At 55.0% G+C, this 26423-nt stretch carries 21 protein-coding genes and 1 tRNA gene; 20 read left to right on the top strand and 2 right to left on the bottom strand.

From position 1 onward, the window contains the following. The first annotated feature begins 92 nt into the window (after positions 1 to 92). The 14 genes from B5F76_RS03480 (at position 93) to B5F76_RS03415 (ending at position 17799) form a co-directional block, all read left to right on the top strand. Entirely contained in the window at positions 93 to 2381 is a 2289-nt protein-coding gene (locus B5F76_RS03480) for a penicillin-binding protein (protein WP_239406943.1), read from the top strand. A 55-nt stretch (positions 2382 to 2436) separates the two neighbouring features. Next, positions 2437 to 3939 carry a UDP-N-acetylmuramoyl-L-alanyl-D-glutamate--2,6-diaminopimelate ligase gene (locus tag B5F76_RS03475; RefSeq protein WP_087351160.1) on the top strand — a complete coding sequence of 501 codons (1503 nt, stop codon included), beginning with the start codon at positions 2437 to 2439 and terminating at the stop codon, positions 3937 to 3939. Continuing rightward, positions 3930 to 5420, top strand: coding sequence for a UDP-N-acetylmuramoyl-tripeptide--D-alanyl-D-alanine ligase (locus tag B5F76_RS03470; RefSeq protein ID WP_087351157.1), 1491 nt, complete (start codon positions 3930 to 3932; stop codon positions 5418 to 5420). Before B5F76_RS03475 ends, B5F76_RS03470 begins: the two co-directional genes overlap by 10 nt. A gap of 19 nt (positions 5421 to 5439) precedes the next feature. Further along, positions 5440 to 6516 carry a phospho-N-acetylmuramoyl-pentapeptide-transferase gene (gene mraY / locus B5F76_RS03465; RefSeq protein ID WP_087351154.1) on the top strand — a complete coding sequence of 359 codons (1077 nt, stop codon included), beginning with the start codon at positions 5440 to 5442 and terminating at the stop codon, positions 6514 to 6516. Between the two features lie 122 nt (positions 6517 to 6638). Next, on the top strand, positions 6639 to 8045 hold the full coding sequence (gene murD, locus B5F76_RS03460; protein ID WP_239406942.1) for a UDP-N-acetylmuramoyl-L-alanine--D-glutamate ligase: 1407 nt from the start codon (positions 6639 to 6641) through the stop codon (positions 8043 to 8045). 520 nt (positions 8046 to 8565) lie between these two features. Then, positions 8566 to 9705: a putative lipid II flippase FtsW gene (gene ftsW / locus B5F76_RS03455; RefSeq protein WP_239406952.1), complete on the top strand. Its 1140-nt coding sequence runs from the start codon at positions 8566 to 8568 to the stop codon at positions 9703 to 9705. Positions 9706 to 9859: 154 nt separating this feature from the next. Further along, on the top strand, positions 9860 to 10960 hold the full coding sequence (gene murG, locus B5F76_RS03450) for an undecaprenyldiphospho-muramoylpentapeptide beta-N-acetylglucosaminyltransferase (RefSeq protein WP_087351151.1): 1101 nt from the start codon (positions 9860 to 9862) through the stop codon (positions 10958 to 10960). 18 nt (positions 10961 to 10978) lie between these two features. Next, positions 10979 to 12358, top strand: coding sequence for a UDP-N-acetylmuramate--L-alanine ligase (gene murC / locus B5F76_RS03445; protein WP_087351148.1), 1380 nt, complete (start codon positions 10979 to 10981; stop codon positions 12356 to 12358). A gap of 12 nt (positions 12359 to 12370) precedes the next feature. Continuing rightward, a complete protein-coding gene (gene murB, locus B5F76_RS03440; protein WP_087351145.1) occupies positions 12371 to 13267 on the top strand; it encodes a UDP-N-acetylmuramate dehydrogenase in 897 nt (298 codons plus the stop codon). Beyond that, the gene (locus tag B5F76_RS15290; RefSeq protein ID WP_239406941.1) at positions 13252 to 14388 is read left to right on the top strand and encodes a cell division protein FtsQ/DivIB; all 1137 of its coding nucleotides are present in this window, start codon (positions 13252 to 13254) and stop codon (positions 14386 to 14388) included. The genes murB and B5F76_RS15290 overlap by 16 nt, the downstream gene beginning before the upstream one ends. A 90-nt stretch (positions 14389 to 14478) precedes the next feature. After that, positions 14479 to 15768: a cell division protein FtsA gene (ftsA, locus tag B5F76_RS03430; protein WP_087351142.1), complete on the top strand. Its 1290-nt coding sequence runs from the start codon at positions 14479 to 14481 to the stop codon at positions 15766 to 15768. Positions 15769 to 15897: 129 nt separating this feature from the next. Then, the gene (gene ftsZ, locus B5F76_RS03425; RefSeq protein WP_087351139.1) at positions 15898 to 17271 is read left to right on the top strand and encodes a cell division protein FtsZ; all 1374 of its coding nucleotides are present in this window, start codon (positions 15898 to 15900) and stop codon (positions 17269 to 17271) included. A gap of 156 nt (positions 17272 to 17427) precedes the next feature. Next, positions 17428 to 17631 (top strand): dual CXXC motif small (seleno)protein, encoded by a 204-nt coding sequence (locus B5F76_RS03420; protein WP_087351136.1) that lies wholly within the window; start codon positions 17428 to 17430, stop codon positions 17629 to 17631. Between the two features lie 92 nt (positions 17632 to 17723). Then, positions 17724 to 17799 (top strand) — tRNA-Val (locus B5F76_RS03415). A gap of 84 nt (positions 17800 to 17883) precedes the next feature. Here B5F76_RS03415 and B5F76_RS03410 read toward each other — a convergent pair. Next, the gene (locus tag B5F76_RS03410) at positions 17884 to 18285 is read right to left on the bottom strand and encodes a helix-turn-helix transcriptional regulator (protein ID WP_204218311.1); all 402 of its coding nucleotides are present in this window, start codon (positions 18283 to 18285) and stop codon (positions 17884 to 17886) included. A 183-nt stretch (positions 18286 to 18468) separates the two neighbouring features. On the opposite strand from B5F76_RS03410, the gene B5F76_RS03405 reads away from it, so the two are divergent. The 6 genes from B5F76_RS03405 (at position 18469) to B5F76_RS03380 (ending at position 25018) form a co-directional block, all read left to right on the top strand. Beyond that, positions 18469 to 18948: a GNAT family N-acetyltransferase gene (locus B5F76_RS03405; RefSeq protein ID WP_204218310.1), complete on the top strand. Its 480-nt coding sequence runs from the start codon at positions 18469 to 18471 to the stop codon at positions 18946 to 18948. A gap of 385 nt (positions 18949 to 19333) precedes the next feature. After that, a complete protein-coding gene (locus tag B5F76_RS03400; protein ID WP_204218312.1) occupies positions 19334 to 20548 on the top strand; it encodes a dicarboxylate/amino acid:cation symporter in 1215 nt (404 codons plus the stop codon). 14 nt (positions 20549 to 20562) lie between these two features. After that, positions 20563 to 21279: an aspartate/glutamate racemase family protein gene (locus tag B5F76_RS03395; protein ID WP_087351130.1), complete on the top strand. Its 717-nt coding sequence runs from the start codon at positions 20563 to 20565 to the stop codon at positions 21277 to 21279. 56 nt (positions 21280 to 21335) lie between these two features. Next, positions 21336 to 22349: a D-cysteine desulfhydrase gene (locus B5F76_RS03390; protein WP_087351128.1), complete on the top strand. Its 1014-nt coding sequence runs from the start codon at positions 21336 to 21338 to the stop codon at positions 22347 to 22349. A gap of 168 nt (positions 22350 to 22517) precedes the next feature. Further along, entirely contained in the window at positions 22518 to 23900 is a 1383-nt protein-coding gene (locus B5F76_RS03385) for a Na+/H+ antiporter NhaC family protein (RefSeq protein ID WP_087351125.1), read from the top strand. Positions 23901 to 24319: 419 nt separating this feature from the next. Next, positions 24320 to 25018, top strand: a complete 699-nt coding sequence (locus B5F76_RS03380) for a GntR family transcriptional regulator (protein WP_239406951.1) — start codon at positions 24320 to 24322, stop codon at positions 25016 to 25018. Positions 25019 to 25107: 89 nt separating this feature from the next. On the opposite strand, the gene ltrA is transcribed toward B5F76_RS03380, so the two are convergent. Further along, positions 25108 to 26423: group II intron reverse transcriptase/maturase (ltrA, locus tag B5F76_RS03375; RefSeq protein ID WP_204218309.1), on the bottom strand; the 1316-nt coding region annotated here is incomplete at its 5' end.

Genomic DNA, 26423 nt, shown 5'->3' with positions numbered 1-26423 from the left:
CTTTTTGCGCATAAAAAAGGCAGGGCCCTTGCCCCATACCCTGCAGTTTTTGGGAATTTGTGACCATGGGTCTTTTTTCAAGAAAGAAAAGGATGCCGCAGACCGGCGGCGCGGAGACACGTCAGGCTGACAAGCCCGAGGGCTCTTCCGCATCCGTGCCTTCTGCCGAGCCCGGACTCTTCCGGACAGGCCAGAGGTCTTCAGCCGTGTCCAGACAAGAGCTTCCGGCCCACGGCAACAGCAAGACAGTGGAAACGTCCCCTGAAGCAGAAAAGGCAAGTGCCACAGAGGAAAAGCCGAAAGCAAAACCCCAAAAGCCCGGATTTATCCTGCGCCATTTTCCGGACACGGACTGGGGCATGGTGCGCATCACCTTTGTCTTTGCCTGCTTTCTGGTTCTCTTTTTGGGGCTTTGGTGCAGGGCCTGGTATCTGCAGATGATCGAGGGCCCGAAACTGGCAGAATACGCACGCCGCCAGCACATCACAACCGAGCTTGTCACAGGCAGGCGCGGCATGATCCTGGATCGCGACGGCCAGGTGCTTGCGCGCAGCGTCGAGGCTCTCTCGGTCTACGCAAACCCCAAGGAAATCGTGGATCCCTTGAGCGTTGCCAACAGCCTTGGCCCCATCATCGGCGTTGCCCCGCAAAAGCTCTACGATCAGCTCAAAGGTACAAGAAGGCACTTCCTCTGGCTCAAGCGCAAGGTGGACGACTACACGGCAGCTGCAGTGCGCAAGGCAGCGCTTCCGGGCATTGGCCTTTCCAAGGAGTACGAGCGCGTCTATCCCTTCAAGCACATGTGCGGCCAACTCTTGGGCTTTGTGGGCTACGACGACAAGGGCCTCGAGGGCCTTGAGCTTGCCCTGAACGAGCGCCTTGGCTCAGAGCCCAAGCGTCAGATTGTTCAGCGCGACGCCATGGGCAGGCGCTTTTATCTGCGCAAGGAGGGCGAGGAGGATCCGCACGGCGAGGACGTTCGGCTTACCATTGACGTGCAGATGCAGTTCTTTGCCGAGGAAGCCATTGCAAGGGCCGTGCGCGAGCAAAAGGCGCGCTGGGGCGGGGCATTGGTGGTACACGTGCCCACAGGCGAGATCCTTGCCTGGGCCCAGTATCCCTTCTTCAACCCCAACGTCTACCGCGAATCCCGCGCCTCGCTCTACAGAAACCGCCTGGCCCTGGACGCCCTGGAGCCCGGCTCCACCTTCAAGCCCCTGGTTTTGGCTGCAGCCATGCAGGAGCGCCAGGTGAGCCGCGGAACCCTCATCAACTGTGAAAACGGTCGCTGGCAGACAAAGTACACTGTCCTGCGCGATACCTCCAGGCGCGAGATCATCCCTGTGCACAAGGTTTTGCGCTACTCCTCCAACATAGGCATGGCCAAGATTGGTCTCATGATGACCAACCAGACCTTCTACAACTATCTGCACGAGCTGGGCTTTGGCGAGCGCAGCAACGTGCCGCTTGCAAGCGGGCGCGGCATATTGCGAAAGCCCAGGGAATGGACCGAAGTGGACCACATGTCCATCAGCTTTGGCCAGGGCATTTCCGTGACCGGCCTGCAGATGGCCCAGGCCTATCTTACGCTTCTCAACAACGGTGTGCGCAAGGACCTTGTCCTTGTACAGGACCAGGAAAGGAGAGGCACAAAGAAGCAGATCTTTTCCGAGGCAGTGAGCAGGGAAGTGCGCAGCATGATGCGCGAGGTGGTCGAGGCCAAGGACGGTACGGGCAGGCGCGCAGCCATTGACGGCATCAGCGTGGGCGGCAAGACCGGTACAGCCCAGAAGGCGGACACGCGTTCCGGCGCCTACGGCACAAGGCGTACGGCCTCCTTTGTGGGCTTCATGCCTGTGGAAAAGCCCGAATACCTCATCGTTATCTTTATCGACGAACCCCAGGGCGCGCAGTACGGCGGCCTTATCGCAGCCCCTGTGTTCAAGGACATAGCGGAGCGCTCCCTGGCCTACGCAGGCATACTGGGCTCCCCGGGAAAGAACGAGCAGGAGAGTGTTGCGGGTGGCGAAAAAAGTGTTCGCGTGCGCGGCTTTCGCGCTGCAGGGCTTGAATCGCCCTTTGCGCCCGAGGTTGCGAAAAAGCCGGTATCCGAGCTCGCGGACATATCCAGAAAGCCCCTGAACGCTAAGGAGGCCATGCGCCTTCCCGGACACCTTGCAAGGGCTTCGAGCACGGTTCCGGACGTGACAGGGAAGACCTTGCGCAACGCAGTGGAACTCTTTGCCAGGGCAGGCATTGTGCCGGAACTCAAGGGCGAGGGCATGCGGGTTGTGCGTCAGTCCCCTGCTCCGGGAAGCCCCTGGCCGGACAAGGACGGAGAGACAAGGACGCCCTACATTCTCTGGCTTTCGGAACGCTAGAATTTGCAACCAACGGGCCTCTTCCCAGGGGCCCACAACATACAAGGATTTTGTGATGGAGAGGACAGGTACGGACTATACAGAGCTCAGGGAGAAAATCCGGGCTGGGCTCGATGTTTTTTCCGACTCGCGCGAGGTGACCCCGGGGTCGGTTTTTGTGGCTGTGACAGGGGCTGCCGAAGACGGCACGCGCTACGTCCCCCAGGCCCTGGAGAAGGGGGCAGGCTGCATTGTCCTCGACGAGCAAAGGGCGAGCTCCGATTTGCTTTCCCTGATACGCGAGAAGGGAGCAAGGGCCATTTTGTGCCAGAGCACAAGGGCTGCCATCTCGGATCTGGCAGCAGCCCGCTACCACACGTCCGAAAGAAAGCTCAAAATCCTTGGTGTCACTGGCACAAACGGCAAGACCACCTGCGCCTATCTTTTGGAACAGCTCTTTTTAGCCATGGGACACAAGGTGGGCGTTCTCGGCACAGTGAGCTACCGCTGGCCGGGCTATTGCTTGCCTGCCCCGCTTACGACTCCAGGGCCCCTGGAGGTGCACAGGGCCCTGCGCGACATGGAAGAGGCTGGGGCGCAAGTATGCGTCATGGAAGTGTCCTCCCATGCCCTTGCCCAGGGCAGGGTGCACGACGTGCCCTTTGCCGGCGCCTGCTTTACCAATCTCACCCAGGATCACCTGGACTTCCACAAGGACATGGAAGACTACTTCGCGGCCAAGGCTCTCCTCTTTACGGCAACACCAAGGGCAGACAAGGCAGTTGCCACCAACGCGGACGATGCCTATGGCCTGCGCCTTGCCAAAATGTGTCCGAACTCCTGGACCTACGGCTTTGGGCCTGCCCCGGAAGGCGTGAACCCGGACCATCACCTGCAGGGAGAGCTTCTTGAGCACGGAACATCGGGTGTTGGCTTGAGGCTCTCTTGCCAGGGCAAAACCTGGGAGCTGCACTCTCCGCTCATAGGTCGCTTCAATGCGGACAATCTCTTGACCGTACAGGCCCTTGGGCTTGCCATGGGGATCACGGACTTTGCGGCCCTGGAAGGCTTTGCGGGCGTTCCCGGACGCATCGAGAGGGTGGAAAACGCGAAAGGCCTGCACGTCTTTGTGGACTACGCCCACACCCCGGATGCGCTTGTCAACGTGCAGCAGGCCCTGCGCGGCGCAGGCTTCAAACGTCTTGTGACTGTCTTTGGCTGCGGCGGCAACAGGGACAGGACAAAGCGCCCCCTTATGGGCGAGGCTGTTGCCACCTATTCCGACGTGGCAGTGCTCACCTCGGACAATCCCCGTTTCGAGGACCCTTTGGCCATCATGGCGGACGTTGTGCCTGGCCTTGCAAAGGCAAGGGAAGTGCATCAGGAGCCCGACAGGCGCAAGGCAACAGAGCTTGCCTTGAGTCTCCTTGGTCCTGACGATGCCCTGCTCATAGCCGGCAAGGGCCACGAGGACTATCAGATAGTCAACGGCGTAAAGCGCCACTACAGCGATCAGGAAACTGTGCGCGAACTCCTTGGCGCGGGGACTACTGGCTCGGGGGCTAAGGCATGCAACTGAGTGTTGGTGCAATAGCGGACATTCTTCAGACAAGGCCACTCTATTCAAAAGCCCTTTCCGAAGAAGAGCGGGATGCTTTGGCCAGGGTCATGGTGCGCGGGGCTTCCATAGATTCGCGCACTGTCTCTGAAGGCGACCTCTTTGTCTGCCTGAAGGGCGAGAAGGTGGACGGGCACGCCTATGCTGCAAGGGCCTGCGAGGCTGGAGCGTCCGCAATCCTTGCTTCCAGGGGTGTAGAAGGCCTGCACGAGGCCTTCCCCACTGTTCCGCTCTTTGTGGTCGAAAATCCGGAAAAAGCCCTTAGCAAGATTGCGCACGCAGTGCGCATGCGCTTTGCCGGCAAGGTCATTGGCGTGACAGGCACAGCAGGCAAGACCACTCTTAAGGAATGGCTCTATTCCCTCATCTCGCAGGAATACAGATGTGCCAGGACCGAGGGCAACCACAACAACCAGCTGGGGCTGCCCCTCACCATCTGCAACACGTGCGGCGACGAGGACTATTGGGTCATCGAGGCAGGCATAAGCCACGCAGGGGACATGGAAGAGCTTGCAGGGATTTTGCGCCCGGACATAGGCGTTGTTTTGAACGCCGGCACTGGTCACACCGAGGGCCTTGGCGCCATGGGTGTTGCCTGGCACAAGACGCGCATGTTCACTGTGCTCGCGGACAAGGGGTGCGCTGTCACCTCGTCCGACTATCCGGAGCTTGTGAAATGGGCAACCTCGGCCTGCGAGGAAAAAGGCTCAGGGCTGTATTTTTTCTCGGTTGCGGATTCTCCAAGGGATTTTGCAAGCAAAAACGCGCAACCCGGCATAGGCTGTGTGACCCTTGTTGACAGGCAAAATCCCAGGCTCTGCCACGTGTGCGCAAGGCGTGGGGACAGGGTAGAGGAAACCATTGTCACCATGCCCATGGCAGGGCGCGCTGCTGCGGAAAACCTTGCCTGTGTGACCCTCGTGGCCTCGCTTTTGCGCCTTGATCTGTGCTTCTTGCAAAAGGCCATAGAGGAGGCAAGCGTGCCAGACCATCGCTACTCAAGAGAGGTGATTGGCAAAAGCATTGTCATAGACGATTGCTACAACGCAAATCCCCTCTCCATGGGGCGTATGGTAGAGGCAGCTGCAACGGAAAGCAGACAAGGATCCTTCATTCCCGTACTCGGCGCCATGGGGGAGTTGGGAGAGGAGGCAGCAAGTGCGCACAAGATCCTTGGCGCGCAGCTCAAATCCCTTGCCCCTGCCTTTGTGCTCTGGAAGGGAGCGTACGCGCAAGATGTGCGAGAAGGCCTGGGCCCAGACATTCCCCTTCTGTCCTTCGAGACGGACGAGGAGTGCGCACAATGCTTTTCCAAGGGGCTTTCCTCGCTCTCAATGGATCCTGCCAATGAGGGCGTGACTGTCCTTGTCAAGGGATCGCGTTCCAACAGACTCGAAACTGCAGCGCAAACGATAAAAAGCCTGCTCACGGCAACGGACTAATCAGCAAAGGACCGGCTTCATGCTCTATCATTTTCTTGTGCCCTACGCAGGCGACATCTCTGCCCTAAACGTCTTTCGCTACATCACCTTCCGCTCCATGGGAGCGCTTGTGACTGCCATGCTCATCATGGTGGTCTTCGGTCCCTGGTTCATAAACTTTTTGCATCGCATAAAGTGCGGCCAGTACATCCTCTCGGACGTCAAGGCCCACGAGCAAAAGGCAGGAACACCCACCATGGGCGGCATCATGATTGGCGCAGCCCTCCTTGTGAGCCTGCTCCTCTGGGCGGATCTCTCGAACCGCTACATCTGGCAGGTGAGTCTGGTCTTTGTGGGCTACGGCCTTGTGGGCTTCTGGGACGATATTACCAAACTGCGCCACCATCAGAACAAGGGCATATCCCCCAGGGCCAAGATGGGCGGCCTCATGCTGGTCTCCCTTGTTGCCATGTATCTGCTCTATTCGGATCCCTGCTATTCCACCAATCTGTCCATACCCTTTTCCAAGGAATGGGCTCCGGATTTGGGCCTTCTCTACTTTCCCTTCGGCATTCTGGTCATGGTCTCCTCTGCCAACGCCGTGAATCTCACGGACGGCCTGGACGGCCTTGCCATAGGCCCCACCATAGTGGCAGGTGTGGTCTTTGCCATCTTCATCTACATTACCGGCAACGTGCGCCTTACACAGTACCTGTATCTTCCCTACATCCCGGGCATGGGCGAGGTGACGGTCTTTTGCGGAGCGCTCATTGGCGCATCCCTGGGCTTTCTCTGGTTCAACGCCTATCCGGCCCAGGTCTTCATGGGTGATGTGGGTTCCTTAAGCCTTGGCGGCACCCTGGGCTTTCTGGCCCTTCTTTGCAAGCAGGAATGCCTTTTGGCAGTGGTTGGCGGTCTCTTTGTCGTTGAGACGCTCTCCGTCATCCTGCAGGTGAGCTACTTCCGCTGGACAGGAGGCAAGCGCATCTTCCGCATGGCGCCATTGCACCACCACTTCGAGCTCAAGGGTGTTCCCGAATCCAAGATCATCATCCGCTTCTGGATAACGTCCATACTACTGGCCCTCCTGGCTCTTTCCACCATCAAGCTCAGATAGGGGCTTTACACAAAAAAGTGCCTTTGTGGACACGATCACGCCCGGATATCATTCCGGGCTTTCGTGCTTTTTGCAATTTCACTCGTTTCCTTCCCTTTTCGTTTCCTTGCGAGGTTTTTCCCATGCTGCACATGCCCCTGCGTCCCCTGGTCAGGGAGACATACGATAAACAAGATTCCGTCTCAATCCCTTGCAGGGTGCCCGGCAGGGGGGACAAGGTCGTTGTGATTGGCTGCGGAAAATCCGGCCAGGCTGCCTGCAGGCTTTTGGCAGGCAAGGGAGCACGAGTCCATCTGCTTGAGGCAAAAGAGATGGACAAAAAGCTCAAGGCCGAAATGGAGAGTCTTGGCTGTGTTGTGGAGACAGGCGCACACACAAAAGAGCAGTTCGCGGATGCGGATTTTGTGATCCCAAGCCCCGGTGTGCCCTTGAGAAGCATTTTGCAGACCATGGGTATGCCAGAAGATGCTCCTCTTGAGGGCGGGCAGGGGCCTGTCATTTTGGCAGAGACAGAGCTTGCCTATCGCTACCTTGCCAAGGACGGTCAGCAGGACGGTCCCAAGGAAAAAATCATTGCCGTGACAGGCACAAGCGGCAAGACAACAACCGTGCATCTGATAGCGGACATGCTTTGCGCAGGCGGCCGCACTGCCACTCTTGCCGGCAATGTGGGAACCCCTCTTTCCGAATATCTTCTGGAGCTGGAAAACGGAAAGAAAAGGGTGGACTGCATAGTGGTCGAGATTTCGAGCTTCCAGCTGCAGACCTGCCTGCTTTTCCGTCCGGATGTGGCTGTGCTCATGAATATTACGCCCAATCATCTGGACTACCACAGGGATATGGACGAATATGTGGCAGCGAAGCTGCGCCTCTTTGCCTGCCAGACGGAAAGGGACAAGGCCATTGTACCTCAGGAGTGGAGTGCAGCCTACAATGCTGCAGGCTTCAAAGCCCGCGAGGTAGAGGTGAGGGTGCAGCATCTTTTTGAAGAAACACAGCTTCTTGGCCCCCACAACGAGCTTAACGCAGAGATTGCCTGGGAGGCTGTGCGCGATTTTGTCTCCTTCGAGGATGCGGCAAGGGCTGTGGCCAACTTCAAGCCCCTGCCCCACAGACTTGAGCGGGTGTGCGAGAAGGACGGCGTTCTCTACGTGAATGACAGCAAGAGCACGACCCTTACCTCCATGGAGATTGCCCTGAAGTCCTTTGAAAGACCCGTGCTCCTCTTGTGCGGGGGCCATTTCAAGGGCGGAGACCCCAGGGAGCTTGTGCCCCTTGTGCGGGAAAGGGTGCGCCTTGTGGCGGGCTTTGGGGATTCGAAGGAGATTTTCATGCCTGCCTTCGAGGGCATTGTGCCCATGCAGTGGTTCCCGACCTTGCGTCCCGCAGTCCTCTGGCTGCAAGGGCAGGCAAGGGAGGGGGATGTGATGCTCCTCTCCCCTGGTACGGCAAGCTTTGATCTTTACAGGGGCATGGCGTACAGAGGGGCCGACTTCAAGGCAATTGTTGCTGAAATCTGCGGGCTCTAGCCCCCTTGCAGAAAAGGTCAGTATTGGCAGGCGGAATACACGGGGATTTTTCCCCGTTTGGGAGCTGACAGTGAGCTGGTGGAAGAAAAAAGGGAAAGAGGCTCAAAAAGCCGAAGGGCCCGCGCCCTCATCCGGGACAGACAGGGAAGGCGGGGAAGTGGAGGATGTGCGCAATACCCTGCGCAAGGGCGAGGACAAGCCCTTTGAGTCCGCGCTTCTTGCGGCACAGAACGATCCATTGTCCGGCGGGCCAAGACCAGTGCCAGCCGATCGCATAGAGCCCGTGCAGCGCGTGCGCCCGCAGTTTCGCGGCCTGCGCCAGCAGGCAGTGGCAGCAAGGGCAGTGGCCCAACAGTCCGTAGCCCATCAGTCTGTTGCCCAGCAGCCTCATGCCCATGCGGCAGTGACAAATCCTTCTGCAGTCAGGGAAACAGCCTCGCACGTGGCCGATGCCGTCTCTTCCAAAGTGGATCCTTCCGCACAGGAAATTCAGGCCGAAGGCCATGACGCGCAAAAGGATATCGCGCAAGGTGCAGACCCAGGTAAGCCTAAGGCAAAAGCCTCTGCGCAGGGCGGCATAGACTGGTGGCTCTTTGTGCTGCTTGTCATGATCCTGGGCATTGGCCTTGTCATGGTTTTGTCTGCCAGCGGCATCGTTGCCGAGAACGACTACGGCGACAAGTACTATTTTTTCAAAAAGCAGCTGGCCTTTGCCATGGCAGGCGGCGTGCTCATGGGGGTGGCAGCCATGCTGCCAAGGGGCCTTTTGTACAAGAGCCACTATCCTTTGCTTTTCATAGTGCTCTTCATGCTCCTTTTGACGCTCTCGCCACTATCGCCCTCCATCAACGGTGCGCATCGCTGGATTCGCATAGGCCCCATGAGCGTCCAGCCCATGGAATTTGTGAAAATTGCCCTTGCGCTCTATCTGGCCTATTACATGGCTACCAAGCAGGATCTGGTCAAAACCTTCAGCCGCGGTGTTCTGCCTCCCTTTATCGTCACCGTGGTCTTTGCAATGCTTCTGCTTTTGCAGCCCGACTTTGGCAGCGCAGTGGTGCTGGCCCTTCTGCTTTTGCTCATGTGCATAGCAGGGGGCACGCGCTTCATCTACATCTTTTTTGCCATGATACTGGCTTCTGGCGGCATCGTGGCCCTGGTTCTCTTCGAACCCTACCGCATGAGAAGGCTCATGGCCTTTCTCGATCCCTTCAAGGACGCCCACGACACAGGCTATCAGCTTGTGCAGTCCCTGCTCGCCATAGGCTCGGGCTCCTTCTTCGGCGTGGGCATGGGAGCCTCAAGGCAGAAGATGTTCTATCTGCCTGAAGCCCACAACGACTTTATCATGGCAGTCCTGGCAGAGGAGATGGGCTTTGTGGGCGTGAGTGTGGTCATGCTCCTCTTCCTCTTCTTCTTCTGGCGCTGCTACCTTATCATCAGGGGCCAGGAGGAGTTGCGCGCACGCTACACGGCCTTTGCCCTAAGCTGCATCATAGCCCTTGGCGTGATTTTGAACCTTGCCGTGGTCATGGGCGTTGCCCCGCCCAAGGGCGTTCCCATGCCCTTCCTGAGCTATGGTGGCTCGAACCTCGTGGCCATGATGATATGCGCAGGCCTCTTGCTCAACTTTTCCCGCACTGCAAAACTGCCGCACTGACAACGTTGCGCGCAGTTTGAGACAGGCAAATTTCAATACTCAAGGCTGATACATTCCGCGAAAAGCCGGGAACCCGCCCGCTTTCGCGCATTCCCCCAAATCCGTTTTTTGCATTTTCAGGAGAGGCCTGCCCCAAGGGGCCAGGCAACCAGATATGAAACGTGTCCTTCTTACTACAGGCGGCACAGGCGGCCACATCTTTCCCGCCCTGGCCGTGGCAGAGGAACTGCGCAGGCAGTTTGACGGCATAGAACTTCTTTTCATGGGCTCGCAAAACGGCCTTGAAAAGCGCCTGGCCGAAAAGGCAGGCATCAACTACATTGGCCTTCCCGTGCGCGGCGTTCTCGGCAAGGGCTTTGGTGCAGTAAGCGCCCTTGCCCGCCTTGGCATGGCACTTCCCAAGGCCCTGCGCATTGTGCGCGAGTTTTCCCCTGACTGCGCTGCGGGCTTTGGCTCCTACGCTGCCTTTGCACCCCTTCTGGCAGCGCGCCTTTTGCGCGTGCCCTCCATTTTGCACGAGCAAAACGCTGTTGCCGGCGCAAGCAACAGGGTTCTTGCCAAATTCTGCGATCGCATCTGCACCTCGCTTCCGGACACCACGGGCTTTGACGAGCGCCACATCGTGCAGACTGGCAATCCCGTGCGCAAGGCCATCATGCAGGTTGGCACAAGGCCCAGGGACTTCCTGGGAAAGCACCTGCTCGTCATGGGCGGCTCCCAGGGTGCCCACGCCATCAATATGTACATCTGTGATCTTCTGCCCCGCTTAAAGGAACTGGGCATCGAGATCTGCCATCAGACAGGCAACGGGGACGAGGAGGCAGTCAAGGCTGCCTACGCAGAGGCAGGCATGGAAAACTGCCGCGTTGCCGCCTTCTTCGACAACATGGCCCAGATCTACTCCTGGGCCGATCTGGCAGTGTGCCGTGCAGGGGCAAGCACAGTGACTGAGCTTTGCGCTGCAGCTCTTCCCTCCATCCTTGTGCCCTTCCCCTATGCCATCCACGATCACCAGACCTACAACGCCCTTGCCATGGAAAAGGCCGGCGCTGCCAAGGTCTTTGCCCAGAAGGATGTGACCTCCGATGTCCTGGGCGACCAGATCCGCAACATCATGGGCTCGAAGGATGTTTTGAAGGCCATGGCAAGCTCGGCACTCTGCCTGGCAAGCCCGGAGGCAGCAAGCAACGTTGTGCGCCAGATGCAGGAAGCTGTGGCCACAAGGAATTCCAGAAACAAGAAGCTCAAGGCCTAGAGGACAAGAAGGGCGAACATGGACAGCAGAATCAAGCACATACACATGGTGGGCATTGGCGGCGCAGGCATGTGCGGCATAGCCGAGGTCCTCATCAACCTTGGCTACACCATCACGGGATCGGATCAGGCCGAATCGCAGACCATACAGAGGCTCAGGGACATGGGCTGCGTTGTCTACATAGGCCACGACGCCTCCCACGTGGGCACAGAGCAGGTGCTCGTGAAATCCACGGCCATCAGCGAGGACAATCCCGAGGTTGTGGAGGCAAGGCGCCTTGGCATCCCCGTTATTCCCAGGGCAGAGATGCTCGCAGAGCTCATGCGCCTGCGCCAGGGCATTGCCATTGCCGGCACCCACGGCAAGACGACCACCACCTCGCTTACGGCCTCCATCTTCGATACAGCAGGCCTTGACCCCACCGTCATCATAGGCGGCAGGCTCAACGTCTACGGCACAAACGCCCATTTGGGCCACGGGGACTACCTGATTGCCGAGGCCGACGAATCCGACGGCTCCTTCCTCTGTCTCTTCCCCATCCTCAATGTGGTGACCAACGTGGACGAGGATCACCTTGACCACTACAAGACCAGGGAGAATCTGGACGAGGCCTTTGTACAGTTCATGAACAAGGTGCCCTTCTACGGCGTCAACGTGGTCTGCGGCGACGACAAGGGTGTGCGCAGGCTTCTGCCCAGGGTCAAGCGTCCTGTCGTGACCTACGGCCTCGACGAGGGAAATGCCTTGAGGGCAGAGCCCCTGGAACTTTCGAAGGAGAGCCATTTCAGAGTGCGGTACAAGGATCGCATCCTGGGCGAGGTCCATCTGCCCCAGCCTGGCGTGCACAATGTGCGCAATGCCCTTGCTGCCATTGGTGTTTCCCTGTCCGCCCGCATCCCCTTTGAAGAGATTGCAAGGGGCCTTGCCACCTTCTCCGGCGTTGCCCGCCGCTTCGAGTACAAGGGCACGCGCAGGGGCATTGTTGTCTACGACGACTACGGCCACCACCCGCACGAAATCGCTGCAACCCTTGCCACTGCCCGCATGGTCTTTCCCGGCAGGCGCATTGTGGCAGCCTTCCAGCCGCACAGATTCACAAGGACCCAGGCCCACTTTGGCGAATTCTGCAAGGTCTTCGATGGTGTGGACGAGGTCTTTCTCACCGAGGTCTACGCAGCATCCGAAAAGCCCATTCCCGGTGTCTCAGGGCAAAGCCTTGCCCAGGGCATGCGCCAGGTGAGCACAGCCCACGTTACTTACTGCGAGACCCTGGACGATATGGTGAAGGCTCTTGACGCAGCCCTTGAGCCAGGGGATGTGCTGCTCACCATTGGTGCCGGCAGCATCACGAAGGTGGGGCCTGCCTGGCTTGCCCTTGGGTCTGAACAAAAGGCCTAGCGGAGAAAAGGCATGCGCACAAAAGCCCATGTGAGCCTTGCCGAGCGCACTACCCTTGGCCTTGGGGGCACGTGCACGGCTGAAGTTACGCTCGAGACCCCGGACGATCTTGAAAGACTTCCAGGGGTGCTTTCCTCGTACTCCCTGCCTGTCTTTGTCCTTGGGGCGGGTTCAAACATCCTCGCCATGGACGGAGAACACGAGCTTCTCCTCCTGTGCCCGGATTTTTCCGCAAGGCCGGAGATTTTGGCGGACGAGGGGGAGAGGGTGTCTGTGCGCGTGTCTTCCGGAACCCCACTGCCTCAGCTTCTCGCCTTTTGCCGCAGGGAGGGGCTCACGGGCCTTGAGGGCCTTGCAGGTATCCCTGGCCGAGTGGGTGGCGCCATAGCCATGAACGCTGGTTCCTTCGGCTCGTGCATGGGGGATGTGCTTGAACGCGTTGACATCTGGGCCGATGGAGCCCTGCACACCTTTGAGCGCGAGCAGATCGAGCTTGCCTACCGTGTGTTTGCGCCCAAGAAAGCCTTGGGCAAGCCCTGGTTTGTGACTGGTGCTACCCTTGTCCTTGCAAGAGATGCGCACCCGGAAGAGGTCGGCCAGAGGATGGCAGAACACATGGCTACCAAGAAGGCCCGCCAGCCTGTCACTGTCAGATCTGCGGGGTGTGTGTTCAAAAATCCCCCGGAAGGCCCGTCCGCAGGAGTCTTGCTCGACAAGGCAGGGTATCGTGGCAAAAGTCTTGGCGGCGTAGCCTTTTCTGCCGTGCACGCCAACTTCCTTGTCAACACGGGGCAGGGCAGGGCAGAGGATGCCGTGCGTCTTTTGTGCGAGGCAAGGGACAGGGTGGCACAACTCTATGGCACAGAGCTTTCCCTTGAGGTGAAAACACTGCCGTGGCATTCTTTGTAAGAAAACGTCCAGCGCCCCCAAAGGAGGAATCCGGCAGGGAAAATGTGCACGATGCAGCTCACGAGCACGCAAGGGTAACCGATGAGGCTTTGCTTGCGAACATCGTGCACAAGACAACGGCCGATGCCCGCAACAGCTTCACAGGCAGGCGCGGAAGCGTTGTCTCTGCCCAGACCGTGGAAGGATCTGCCTTTGGCAACACGCGCCTTTTTGACGAACAGGGGACAGGCCCTGCAGACAACAGGGCAGGCAGGGCAGACAGGAATGCTTCCCTGCAAGGCTCGGATGGCGCCAAGAGCAAGACGGACGAAGCGCAGGCAAAGTCAGAGCAGGAAGCCCCGAAGCGTCCAGGTCTTCTCACGCGCCTGAAAAACAGGCTGCGCGCCTTTCTCTACCTTGTCCTTGGCCTTTTTTTCTTCCTCTTGTCCCTTTTTGCTGTCTACAAGTTCAGCCTCTGGCTCTATTCCTGGATGCACACCTCGCCCATGTTTGTCACAAGGCATATTGATATCACCGGCAACGTGCGCCTGCAAAGGGACATGATACTGCATCTTGGCGGTCTTTCCGAGGGCGACAACGCCTTTTCCGTCAGTATCGCTGCAGTGGAGCACAGGTTGAGGCAAACACCCTGGGTGGAAGATGTGTCGGTCAAGCGCATCCTGCCGGACCGCTTTGTCATCCGTTTGCAGGAACGCATGCCGAGCTTCTGGATTCGCAGGGAAGGGCGACTCTTTTATGCGAACGAGAAGGGTGAACTCATTGCACCTGTGGAGAGCAGCAACTTCATGTCCCTGCCCATTCTGAGCATAGAACCCGGATGCGAGGATGCAATTCCCTATCTTTCACGCCTCATGCGCGACATTCGCAGCGGTATTTTGCCAGTCGAGGCCGGAGCCATTGCCACGGTTGACGTTTCTCCCAGCCGTGGTGTAGAATTGTACCTTGAAGATAGAGAAATGCGCTTGTCCCTTGCCCCCGACGATTGGGACGGAAATCTTCTGCGCCTTGGCGCCACCATTGGTGATCTGGCCCGCAGACGGGAGCTGAGCAGCGTGCAAGAGGTTAGAGCCTCGCAGAACAGTGTCTGGGTTGTTCTCCGCAGACCGGTGGAGCAACAGTAATTCCCGGATTTTTCGGGGTTTCCGGATGGATGCGGACCTGTTCTGAAGTCGGAGTACCTTTCTCTTTCTGTTCAGATTTCCGGAGGGCGCGTGGACAAAGCAGGAGTTGAACTCATTGTTGGTCTTGATATCGGAACAACCAAGGTCTGTGCCGTGGTTGCCGAACTCATGCAGGACCGGCAGCTGAAGATCATAGGCATTGGGGACTGCGAGTCCAGAGGGCTGCGCAAGGGCATGGTTGTCAATATCGAGGACACCGTGCGTTCCATACGCCAAGCCGTTGATGTGGCCGGCCAGATGGCCGGATGCAATATCAAGTCCGTCTTTGTGGGCATTGCCGGCGGGCACATCATGGGCATCAACAGCCACGGTGTCATTGCCGTGCAGGGCAACGAGGTCATGTCCACGGACGTGACACGCGTGCTCGAGGCTGCCCGCACAGTGGCGATCCCCTCGGACCGCGAGGTGATCCACATCCTGCCCCAGGAATACATTGTGGACAATCAGCGCGGCATCGTGGATCCCATTGGCATGGCCGGCGTGCGCCTTGAGGTAAACGTGCACATCGTGACCGCTGCCGTGTCCAGTGCACAGAATCTTGTGCGCTCCTCCAACCGTGCCGGCCTGCACGTCGAGGACATCGTTCTCGAATCCCTGGCTTCCGCCAAGGCTGTGCTCACGGACGAGGAACGCGAGATAGGTGTCGCCCTGGTGGATCTTGGCGGCGGCACGAGCGATATCGCCATCTTCGAGAACAATGCCATAAAGCACACTGCCGTTGTTCCCCTTGGCGGATCCACCCTGACCAACGACATAGCCTTTGGCCTGCGCACGCCCACCAAGGCTGCAGAGCGCATCAAGGTCAAGTATGGCTGTGCCCTGCGCGATCTTGTGCAGGAAGACGAGACCATCGAGGTGCCCTCTGTTGGCGGACGTCCTCCGCAAAAGCTCTCCCGTCAGGTTCTGGCGGATATCTGTGAGCCGCGCATGGAGGAGATCCTCACCTTTGTGGACAGGACCCTGGTCAATTCCGGGTGCAAGGACAGGATACGCTCTGGCGTCGTGCTCACCGGCGGTGCAGCCCTTATCGAGGGTTGTGTGGAGCTGGGCGAGCAGATCTTCGGTGTCCCCACGCGCATAGGCTACCCTGCCAATGTGAAGGGCCTGACCGATGTCGTGAACAACCCCAAGTTCTCGACTGCGGTTGGTCTTCTGCATTTTGGTGCAGACAAGGTGCTGGCAAGACAGATTTCAAGGGTTTCCCTGGAAACCGAGGCCAAGCCGGAAACAAAGATTGTGAGTGAACTGACACCCAGCGACGAGGGCCCCTTCAAGAGGCTCTTGCGCAAGATGCGCAGCTGGTTCCAGGACATAAGCTAACAGGGCTTTGAGGTTCGCGGGGCCTTCCAGGCAGATTTTTCGGAAAACCCCAATTTCCCGGAAAAGTGGAGGGCCTTTCAAGCAGGCAGAAAATCAAGCGGGTATTTCAAATACTGAGAGGAAGAGTCCATGCAAGACTCCATAATGGATTTCATTGACGACGGGCATATGGCAAGCGGCGCACGCATACTGGTCGTGGGTGTCGGCGGTGGCGGCGGCAATGCCGTCAAGAACATGATTGAGCTTGGGCTGACCGGTGTTGAGTTCATCTGCGCCAACACGGACCTGCAGGCACTCAATTCCAACCCCGCACCCGTGCACATTCAGCTTGGGGAAAAGCTCACCAGGGGCCTTGGCGCAGGTTCCAATCCTGAAGTGGGCCGCGAGGCTGCCACGGAAAGCATTCAGCTTATCCAGGAAGCCATAGCCCAGGCAGACATGGTCTTTGTGACCGCTGGCATGGGCGGCGGAACCGGAACCGGTGCTGCTCCCATTGTGGCAGAGACAGCCAAGAAGAACGGTGCGCTCACTGTGGGCGTTGTGACCCGTCCCTTCAGCTTCGAGGGCAAGAAGCGCGCAGCAAGCGCACAGGCAGGCATAGACGAGCTGAGCAAGCATGTGGACTGTCTCATCATCATTCCCAATGATCGCATAATGACCCTTGCGCCCAAGAAAACGCCTGTACGCGAAGTCATGGCCATGGCCAACGATGTGCTCTACTACGGCGTGAAGGGCATTTCCGACGTCATCACCCGTCCAGGCTACATCAACCTCGACTTTGCAGACGTGCGCGCCTGCATGTCCGAGGCAGGCCTTGCCCTCATGGGCATGGGTTCCGGCAAGGGCGAAAACCGTGCGGACGACGCAGTGTCCAAGGCCATTTCCAGCCCCCTGCTCGAAGATATCACCCTGGCCACAGCCAAGGCAGTTCTCTACAACGTTACTGCTCCGGAAGACATTTCCAGCGACGAAATGGCCCGCATTGGCGAAAAGATCTACGAGGCCGCTCCGGAAGACGCCAACATCTTTGCAGGCGTTGTCTTCGACGACACCCTGGAAGACGAGATTCGCGTCACCCTGGTTGCCACCGGCATCGAGGCAGAGCCGCGCCTCGATCAGAGAAGTATGGCAAAGCCCGCCCCTGCAGCAAATCCCGCAAGGCAGCCCTTTGCACAGCAGCAGTCCTATACTGCTGCCCAGGCAAACCGCAGGCCTCCCTTTGTGGATCCGGGCGAGGACAATGTCAGGCATCTGGACATGAACAATGTCACAAGGCCTGCAGCTCCTGGCCAGGACAACACAGAGCCCGATTTCCTGCGTCCGCAACCCAGGAAATCCACCTCGCAGATGAGCAAGGAATTTCTGAACGATGCGCGTGTGCGCTGGGAGCAGGAGAAGGGCTCCTTCCCCAGAGGGGAGCACGGCGAGTACAACATGAAGGTTGAGGACTCAAGCGATCCCATCCTGGATGTGCCCACCTTCATCCGCAACAAGATAGACTAGTTTCTGCCTACCTTACGCAAAGGCCCCTTGGGCTTTTGCGCACGTTTGGCAAAATCCCATTTTCAGGACCATTCCTCTGGTTCTGAAATGCCCGCCGGGAGGTCCTTTGGGGAGGGCCTCCTGATTCTTTTTCACTCTTTTTTCGCGAGGCCAGTCATGCCCCTTTTTGCTGCACGCCAAGCCCAGACAACTGTTCCCTGCCCGCAGTGCGAGAAACCCATGACCATCGAGCGTTCCTGCCATCAGGTCTACATGCGCTGCAAGGAATGCGGGAAGACCTATCCCATAGAGCAATACATCCCCAAGGCCGACAAGGCCATGGAAGACTTTCTCGACAACTGCTACGTGGACCGTATCTGAAGATTTTCGCCCAGAGAATGGCACTGTTCGAGAATCGAGAATTTTTTGTTCTTGACAGACGCAAAGGGACGCTAGTATAAATCCAAAATTGTGGGCGGTTAGCTCAGTTGGTAGAGCGCTGCCCTTACAAGGCAGATGCCACAAGTTCAAGTCTTGTACCGCCCACCAGATAATGACTGTTCAAAGGTTCTCTTTGTCGCAAGACATTGCAGAACCTTTTTTTGATCTGCAGCCCCGTGCACACCCATTGCCTTATTGTCTTCCGGCTTGAGTGGGGAGAGCGAGAGGAAGAGGTCTGCGAGGAAGTCCGCCTATGGCCTCCCGGCCAAGGCAGGCAAGCCAGATACGGCGGGGGATGGAGCTTTGTGCCGTAGCGTAGCGACGCACAGTGCGAGGGGATATCCCAAGGGCTGTGGCAGCCGCATCTTGCGAGAGGTTGTTGCGCTGCATCCAGTCGCAAAACATTTGATGACTCGCTTCACCCTTCTGCTCCTTGCCCCAGGTATAGACGTTGTCTGCGCCGAACTCGCTGTCCTTCCACTCGATGGTACAGCCCCCAAAGTCTATATGGACAAGGGCAAAGACTGAAGGCGCAAGGATGTCGCAAAGTGCAGGATTGGAGCGCAGGGCGCTTTCCACATCCACGTCCAGCACTTCCCCTGTACTCCATGTGCGAAGTTGTAGGGGGCTAGAGCCTCGACTTTGTGCAGCCTTGGGAAGAAAAAGGCGTTCATGGGGATACCTCAAAGGCTTGAAGGACAATCAAATCGGCAGCAGAAAAATAGACAAATGGTTCGGGCAAAATCATTCTGCCACAGGACAATACGGGGAAAGGGCATGGCAATAGAGATACGTGACGGCGTGGACTACATGGAAGATGTGCGCACCCTCATAGAGACCTATACCAATTGGCTTGGGCTGGACCTTGCCTTTCAAAATCTTGCAAGCGAGCTGGAAAATCCGGCTCAAAAATACGCACCGCCCCATGGTGCAATCCTTGTTGCCGTACAGGACGGCAAGGTTTTCGGCATGGTCGCCTGGCACTGGATAGGCGAGGGAGTATGCGAGATGAAGCGTCTTTTTGTTCTGCCCGAGGCACGCGGCCTCGGTATCGCAGAGACACTCGTTTACGCCATCATCGAGAGTGCCCAAAAAGCCGGAGGGCAGGAGATGGTGCTCGACACCCTGGAAGGCATGAAGGCAGCCCGGCATCTCTACGAAAAGTTAGGTTTCAGGCCCTGCGAACCCTATTACCACAATCCCCTGGAAGGGGTTGTATACCTCAAAAAAATCCTGAAAAACAGAGAAAGTGAATAAAACCACAAATTTTCTGCATCACAGAGCCACTCTATCCTTTGTCGTTCTTTGCCAAGAACAGGACTACGAACGGGTGGCTTTTTTTGTGGCTTAGTCCAGTGTCAACAAGTATGAGGCAGGGTACGAGTTGCGAACCGGATCTTCAGAAAAGAGTAAAAGTAACGTAATTATAGAATAGTACAAGATGGTGGAGAGTGCTTTTAGACACACTTGTGAAAAATTTTTCATGTTTGTTCCTCAAACTTATTGACAGCGAAAGTTGACGTCTTGTACAGAAGAATTACAGCGGTTAAATGTTAACATTTGATTTCTAACTTCAAACATAGCTACGAGGCGGTGCATTGCCATAACACTCCAAACTCTTCTGGAGGGCTCCATGAAGAAAATGGGACTGCCCATGCAAATGGGCATTGGCATGGTCTTGGGTATTCTCGTCGGATTGCTGGCATCCAATATGGGATGGTCGGCAAGTTACTTCCAGCCATTGGGGCAGTTGTTCATCAATCTGATCCGTATGGTTGTTGTACCTCTCGTCTTTGTGACTCTTGTTGCAGGTGCAGCCAGTGTTGGTGATGTTCGCAGTCTTGGCCGAATTGCAACAAAAACGTTGATTTATTACTTTTTGACAACAGCAATTGCCATTGTCATTGGTTTGATTTTGGCAAACATTTTCCAGCCTGGCGTGGGACTTGACCTTTCAAAGGACAATCTGAAGGCAGTTAATGTCACTCCTCCAGCGCTTTCAGCAGTTCTTCTTGGCATTATTCCTATCAACCCAATGGATGCCCTTGCCAAGGGTAATATGCTGCAAATCATCTTCTTTGCTGTGCTTGTTGGACTTTGCATCAATATGTGCAGTGAAAAGACAAAGGTTGTATCCTCATTTTTCGACGGTATGTCTGAAATCATGATCAAGGTAACAACCATTGTCATGCTGTATGCACCCATTGGTGTCTTTGCCCTGATGGCAGTCACAGTTACCAATCACGGTATTGCTGTTCTACTTCCTCTCATCAAGCTCGTAGCAATCATGTACGTGGCAAGTATATGTCAGATACTATTCATATATCTGCCATGTGTACGTTATTCAAAAATCAAGTTTACGACCTTCTTCAAGGTCCTGTCTGCACCCTTGATGATTGCCTTCACGACTTGTTCTTCTGCAGCAGCTCTTTCTGCCAACCTTATTGGTGTGCAGAAGCTTGGTGCCTCCAAGCAGGTTTCAACTTTCTCTATCCCGCTTGGCAACACCATCAATATGGACGGTGCAGCTATCTATATGGGCATCGCATCCATATTTGCAGCACAGGTTTATGGCATCCCCATGCCGCTTGACAAGCAGATTACCATTGTCATCATGGCAATTCTGGCTTCCATCGGCTCCATGGGTGTGCCTGGCGCAGCACTCATCATGATAACCATGGTCTTTACCCAGGTTGGCATTCCGCTTGAGGCAATTGCATTGGTCGCTGGTGTTGACCGTATCATGGATATGGCTCGTACAACCATCAACGTCCTTGGCGATGCAACAGGCGCAGTCTTTGTCTCCCGTCTTGAAAATGACCTCGACCCTGAAAGAGGGGCCAAGATAGAGGGATAGGGCAGGCTTGATTTATGGCTGAAAAAATTGCCGGTATCATTGGTGGAATGGGTCCTGAAGCTACTGTGGATCTCATGCAGCGCGTGATCCATTTCACCAAGGCAAAAGACGATATTGACCACGTTCACTGTGTTGTTGACAACAACCCGCAAGTACCTTCGCGCATAAAGGCTCTTCTCGAGGGAGGAGGTGTGTCTCCCGGGCCATGCATGGCCGAGATGGGCAAAAAACTGGAACAATGGGGCGTTGATTTTCTGTGCATCCCCTGCAATACGGCACACAACTACTACAAGGATGTGTGCGATGCAGTCTCTATTCCAGTTTTGAACATGATAGAACTTACTGTAGCTGCTATTCATGCCTTGTGCCCAGATGCAAAGAAGGCAGGAATTTTAGCTTCACCTGCAGTACGTTTAACAAAGCTTTATGAAGAGCCTTGTCGTCGTTTGGGTATAGAGCCTGTTTATGCAACACCGGACAAAGAACAGCAACTTCTTTCTGTTATCAAAAAGATAAAAACCGGTGACACCAGCAAGGCCGTCTATGACAGCTATCATGAGGTAATAGCTGATGTCTGTGAACAGGGTGCGGACGCATTTGCAATAGCATGTACCGAGCTTGGCATTTTGCATGATGCAAAATATCCACGCCCGGTGGTTGACGCAGCAGACGCTTTGGCAAAGGCCATTGTCGGCATTGCCAAGGGAACACTTCCATTACCCACAAGATAGAGAAGACAAATATCTTTCTCTATCCATTCTCCTATCCAAAAAACAAGGAGTCTATAATGAATCTTGCGCAGTTTCCTCGTCGTGGTTATGTCAAAGAGCCTACTCCTATTGAGTATTTGCCCAGTTTCTCCAAAGCTCTTGGTGGCAAGGTAAATATCTACATAAAACGTGACGACCTCCTCCCCGGAACGGGTGGAGGCAACAAGACTCGCAAGCTGGACTTCTCCATTGCAGATGCTCTTTCCAAGGGCGCTGATTCCATCATCACCTGCGGTGCTGTCCAGTCCAACCACTGCCGTCTTACCCTGGCGTGGTCTGTCAAGGAAGGTCTAGATTGCCACCTTGTTCTGGAAGAGCGCGTTGCCAACAGCTACAACCCCCAGTCTTCCGGTAACAACTTCCTGTACCAGCTCCTTGGCGTAAAGAGCATCACCGTGGTCAAGGGTGGCAGCAACATGGCCGAAGAGATGCAGAAGGTTGCTGACAAGCTCGCTGCACAGGGCAAGAAGCCCTATATCGTCCCTGGTGGCGCATCCAACCCCGTCGGTGCTCTCGGCTATGTGCAGTGTGGCCAGGAAACCATGCAGCAGATGTTCGAAATGGGTCTGAATTTCGACCACATCATCGTGCCCAGCGGTAGTGCCGGTACCCATGCCGGATTCCTGCTTGGTATGCTTGGCTGCAATATGAACATTCCGATTACAGGAATTGGCGTGAACCGCAAGAAGCCTGTTCAGGAAGAAGCCGTCTACACTCTTGCCCAGCAGACTGCCGACCTTATTGGTGCAAAGATCGACATCCCTAGAGACGCAGTCGAAGCCTACGACGATTATGTTGGCCCCGGCTATTCCCTGCCTACGGATGCAATGGTTGAAGCAGTCATCATGCTGGCTCGCACCGAAAGCATCCTGCTGGATCCGGTGTATTCGGGCAAAGCTATGTCTGGTCTCATTGATCTTGTTCGCAAGGACTACTTCAAGCCTGGCAGCAATATCCTCTTCCTCCACACTGGTGGCTCGCCGGCACTGTTTGCCTATCTTGATACATTCCGCAAAGACAAGAACTTCTAGTCCTCAGCCATAAAACACTCCTCCTCTTTCCTTGCTGCAATGGCAGAATTTCCTGTGTGAATGGGAAATTCTGCCATTCACAAATCGGCTTCATGCAAACTCCATTATCTGCTTTTCATCATACTGAGTAACCTTGTAAAGAACGTTTGCGCATTCCGGGAGCTTGTTATGGAAGACAAGAATTCATTGCCAATGTATGGTGGTATATGGGGAGGCCTTGTACCACTGGCTATACTTGTTATTGGACTCATTGCCCTTTCAATTGCAGAAAGAGGAGGAACAAAGCCTTTCTGGGCATGCGCCTGGCTGGCCTTGAGCATTGGACTCTTTTTGGCAAGAGACAAAAAGAGGTATTGTGAATCTGCCATGCACGGTATTGGCGACAAGAACGGTATCGTTATTGTCACTGCATGGCTCTTTGCCGGTGTTTTTGGAAAGCTGATGGCAGCAGGCGGGTTGGTTCAGGGACTTCTCTGGATGGGGATGTCTACGGGTGCTTCTGAAGCAACCTTTACCTTCTTGGTGTTCCTTGCAGCCATGACGTTTTCCCTTGGTACAGGAACAAGCACTGGCACCTGTATCGCCCTTACCCCCGTTCTCTATCCTGCCGGTGTCTATCTGGGCTCAGATCCTGCCCTGCTTGGGACGGCCATACTTTCGGGTGCCGCCTTTGGCGACAATCTCGCTCCCATTTCCGACACGACTATCGTGTCCGCATATACTCAAGGGGCAGAGATGAAGGATGTTGTGCGCAGCAGAGCGCCGCTTTCGCTTACGGCAGCAGCCATCGCGGGCGTCATCTTCCTTTTGTTTGGCGGAGGTGGCGAGATTCGCGTAGCTCCCCAAATGGAAGCAACCCTGGATCCCAGTGGCATTTTCATGCTTATTGCCCTGGTAGTTGTCGTGGTTGCAGCGCTTTGCGGAAGGCACATCATTGAAGCCCTGATTTACGGCAATGTCTCGGCAGCACTGGTTGGAATCTGTATTGGCAATATCAAGTTCTCGGACATCTTTTGTATTCCCGAAAAGGCGGGTGGAAGTACCGGCCTTGTTCAGGCAGGAGTCGAAAGTGTTGTCGGAGCAATTGTCTTTGCCATACTTATCCTGGCTGTAACTCAAATTCTGGTAGATTGTGGCGTCATGCGGCGCATTCTCAACTTTGCCCATGAAAAGATGGTGCATACAGTACGCCAGGCAGAATTGTTTATTATTGGATCTACTGTTTTGGCCTCTATCCCGATATCTGCAAATGCACCAGCAGAACTTCTTGTTGGTCCAAGTCTGGTAAGACCCATGGGAGAACGCTTTAACTTGGCTCCAGCAAGAAGGGCAAATCTTATGGACTGTGCTGTTTGCACAATCTTCTTCATTCTTCCCTGGCATATTGCCGTAGCTGCATGGTATGGAGCATTGGTAAGCGCTGCCCAGGCATGGAATATTCCGGTGCCATCAGTTGCTACTGCCTTGCTTAATCCCTATTCATGGACACTTCTTGCCGTGATTATTTTTTCAGCAATCACAGGCTGGAATCGTCGCTACGCTGAATCATGATATTAATAAATTGATAAAAATCAATTTAAATTGTTTATTTTGATTTATTATTGGTAGATTTAATTATTTGTATTTTAAAAGCATCGTCTTAATGGCGATGCTTTTTGCTTATAATTGAAATAAAAAACAAAATACAATAAATATAAAGAGTTTCTTTTTGTTATAGAATGACTAGCTGGATGCCAGCGTTTTGGATGTTTTTGACAGTTTTGCCGACACATTCTTGACATTTTGTCACGCCGACCAATAATTACAGCTGTATTGTCTTGAAGCCATGACCATGTGGCAGGTGCCATCAATATTCTGCACTTTTGTTGTTCTTCTGCAAAAGCCATTGGCACGACCCTTGATTTCCATCTTTTTTGCCACTGCAGCTTCATACGTCACATTGCCGGAGACTCCCCTGTTGGCCTTTGACAGTGTGTACAAATCTATTTTTTGGGGGAGTGGCAATGATTCCTGCCAAATGCACAACCTTCAGCGAACAGGCGCGCGAATACATCAAGGAGTGTCTGCTAAATGGCACTCTTCATCCCGGAGATCCGATCAAGGAAAGCCAGATAGCCGAGACTCTAGGTATAAGTCGAGGTCCTGTCAGAGATGCTCTCATGACTTTGCAACAGGAAGGACTGGTTATGGGATCGCCACAAAAATGCAGGCGCATCCGGGCCATGACAGCCAAGGAAATAGAAGAGAGCTACTTTTTGGGGGGAACTCTCGAAGGCGTTTGCATAGTCCTGGCGCTTCCTCAGATTACCAAGGCGGATTTGGCTGAATTTGACGAAATTCTGGCTGAAATGAAGCGTCAGAGCAGAGATGCAAAAGTTCTGTCTTCCATGAGCGAGATAGATGAAAATTTCCATGATGCCCTGATGCGCAAATGCCACAATTCATTGATGGTTGATGTGGCAAGAAAATCCTGTTCGCATATTTCCAAGTTTTTGTACTACAAGGCTTGGGATACCCTGTTTACTCCAGAAGAATTCTACAACCGCCACAAGATTATTGTGGATGCAGTAAAGAGCAGGGATGTGCAGCTCATAGAATACACTTTGAGAGAACATTACCAGGAATCGGGAAGAAGACTTGCAAAGCAGGCTGTTGACGCATCAAACTGATCTTCTCTCAAACCATGATCGGGTAGGCGGGGGCGATTTCGCCCCAACCTCCCACACCACCGGACGTACGGGTCACGTATCACGGCGGTTCAACTAAACAAGGCTTTCCTGGCTCTGAGGCACTCCGTTATTTCGAGAAGCGACAGGAGTCCGTGTTTTCTTAGCCACGCATTTGGAAAGGCTATATGCATGTGGGGTTGATGGCTATTCCACCACGCTCCCCTGCCATTGCCTGCCGCCTTCCGAGCAGTCTCCGGGTCAACTCCCCATCGAATCAGATTCTTGTATCTGGTCTTGGGTTTCTTCCATCGTTGCCAGATAAGACATCGCATTTTGTGCCTTAACCATTTGTCCAGCTCTTCCCATATACCCTTTGTTCCGGATAGATAGAAATATGCAGCGAACCCATTGATTTTTGGCTTTAGCGTTCTTACTGTATCCTGGAAAGACCAGCCTCTTGCCATGTGAAATACCTTCCGCATGTTATTCTTAAAGCGTTTAATCGCCACTGGCGACGGCTTAAGTTTAGGCTTCCGGTCGATTGTCATGGTGTATCCCAGAAACTTTGCTTTCCACGGTCTGGCAACCATACTTTTTGTCTGGTTGATTTTCAGCTTGAGCCTGGTTTCAAGGAACGAGGTTACAGAAACGAATACTCTTTCGGCGGCCTTCTTGCTCTTGACATAGATATTGCAGTCATCTGCATATCTGCAAAAGCAATGCCCTCTGCGCTCCAGTTCTTTATCGAGTGTATCCAGCATAATATTTGATAACAAGGGTGAAAGAGGTCCGCCTTGTGGGCATCCCTCTGTCCTTGGGGATATTAGTCCCCCTGTCATAAGGCCAGCCTGAAGGTACAGTCTTATGAGTTTGAGAACTCTTTTGTCATGTACTTTCCTGGCTACCCTGGCCATCAGTATGTCATGGTTTACCCTGTCAAAGAACTTGGCTATGTCGATGTCCACTACCCATCGTCTTCCTTCTGCCACGTATTCACGGGCTTGTTGAAGCGCTTGATGAGCATTGCGTCCTTTTCGGAAGCCATAGCTTCTTTCCGAGAACTCGACATCAAATCGGCGTTCTATCTTCTGGACAATGGCCTGCTGAATGACTCTATCTATAACAGTTGGAATCCCAAGCTGTCTTGTGCCTCCATCCGGTTTGGGAATGGATACTCCCAGTACCGGTAGTGGACGATAGAGTCCTTTTCGCAGAAGAGTTCTAAAGAACTCCCATTGTTCCCTTATAAGCAGGCCAGCTTCTTCAATGGTCATCCGGTCTACACCAGGACAGCCCTTGTTGGCTCTGACCTTGAGAAACGCCTTGTACACGTTTTCCCAGTCGGCAATCTCCTCCATAAGGTTTGACTCACCATTGGTCTCTGTCCTTGCCAGACACTTTGATA

This window comes from Desulfovibrio sp. An276, from assembly GCF_002159665.1.
GTDB lineage: Bacteria > Desulfobacterota > Desulfovibrionia > Desulfovibrionales > Desulfovibrionaceae > Desulfovibrio > Desulfovibrio faecigallinarum.
Note: the sequence above shows the minus strand (reverse complement) of the source record. Positions and strands in the feature narration are given on the sequence as shown.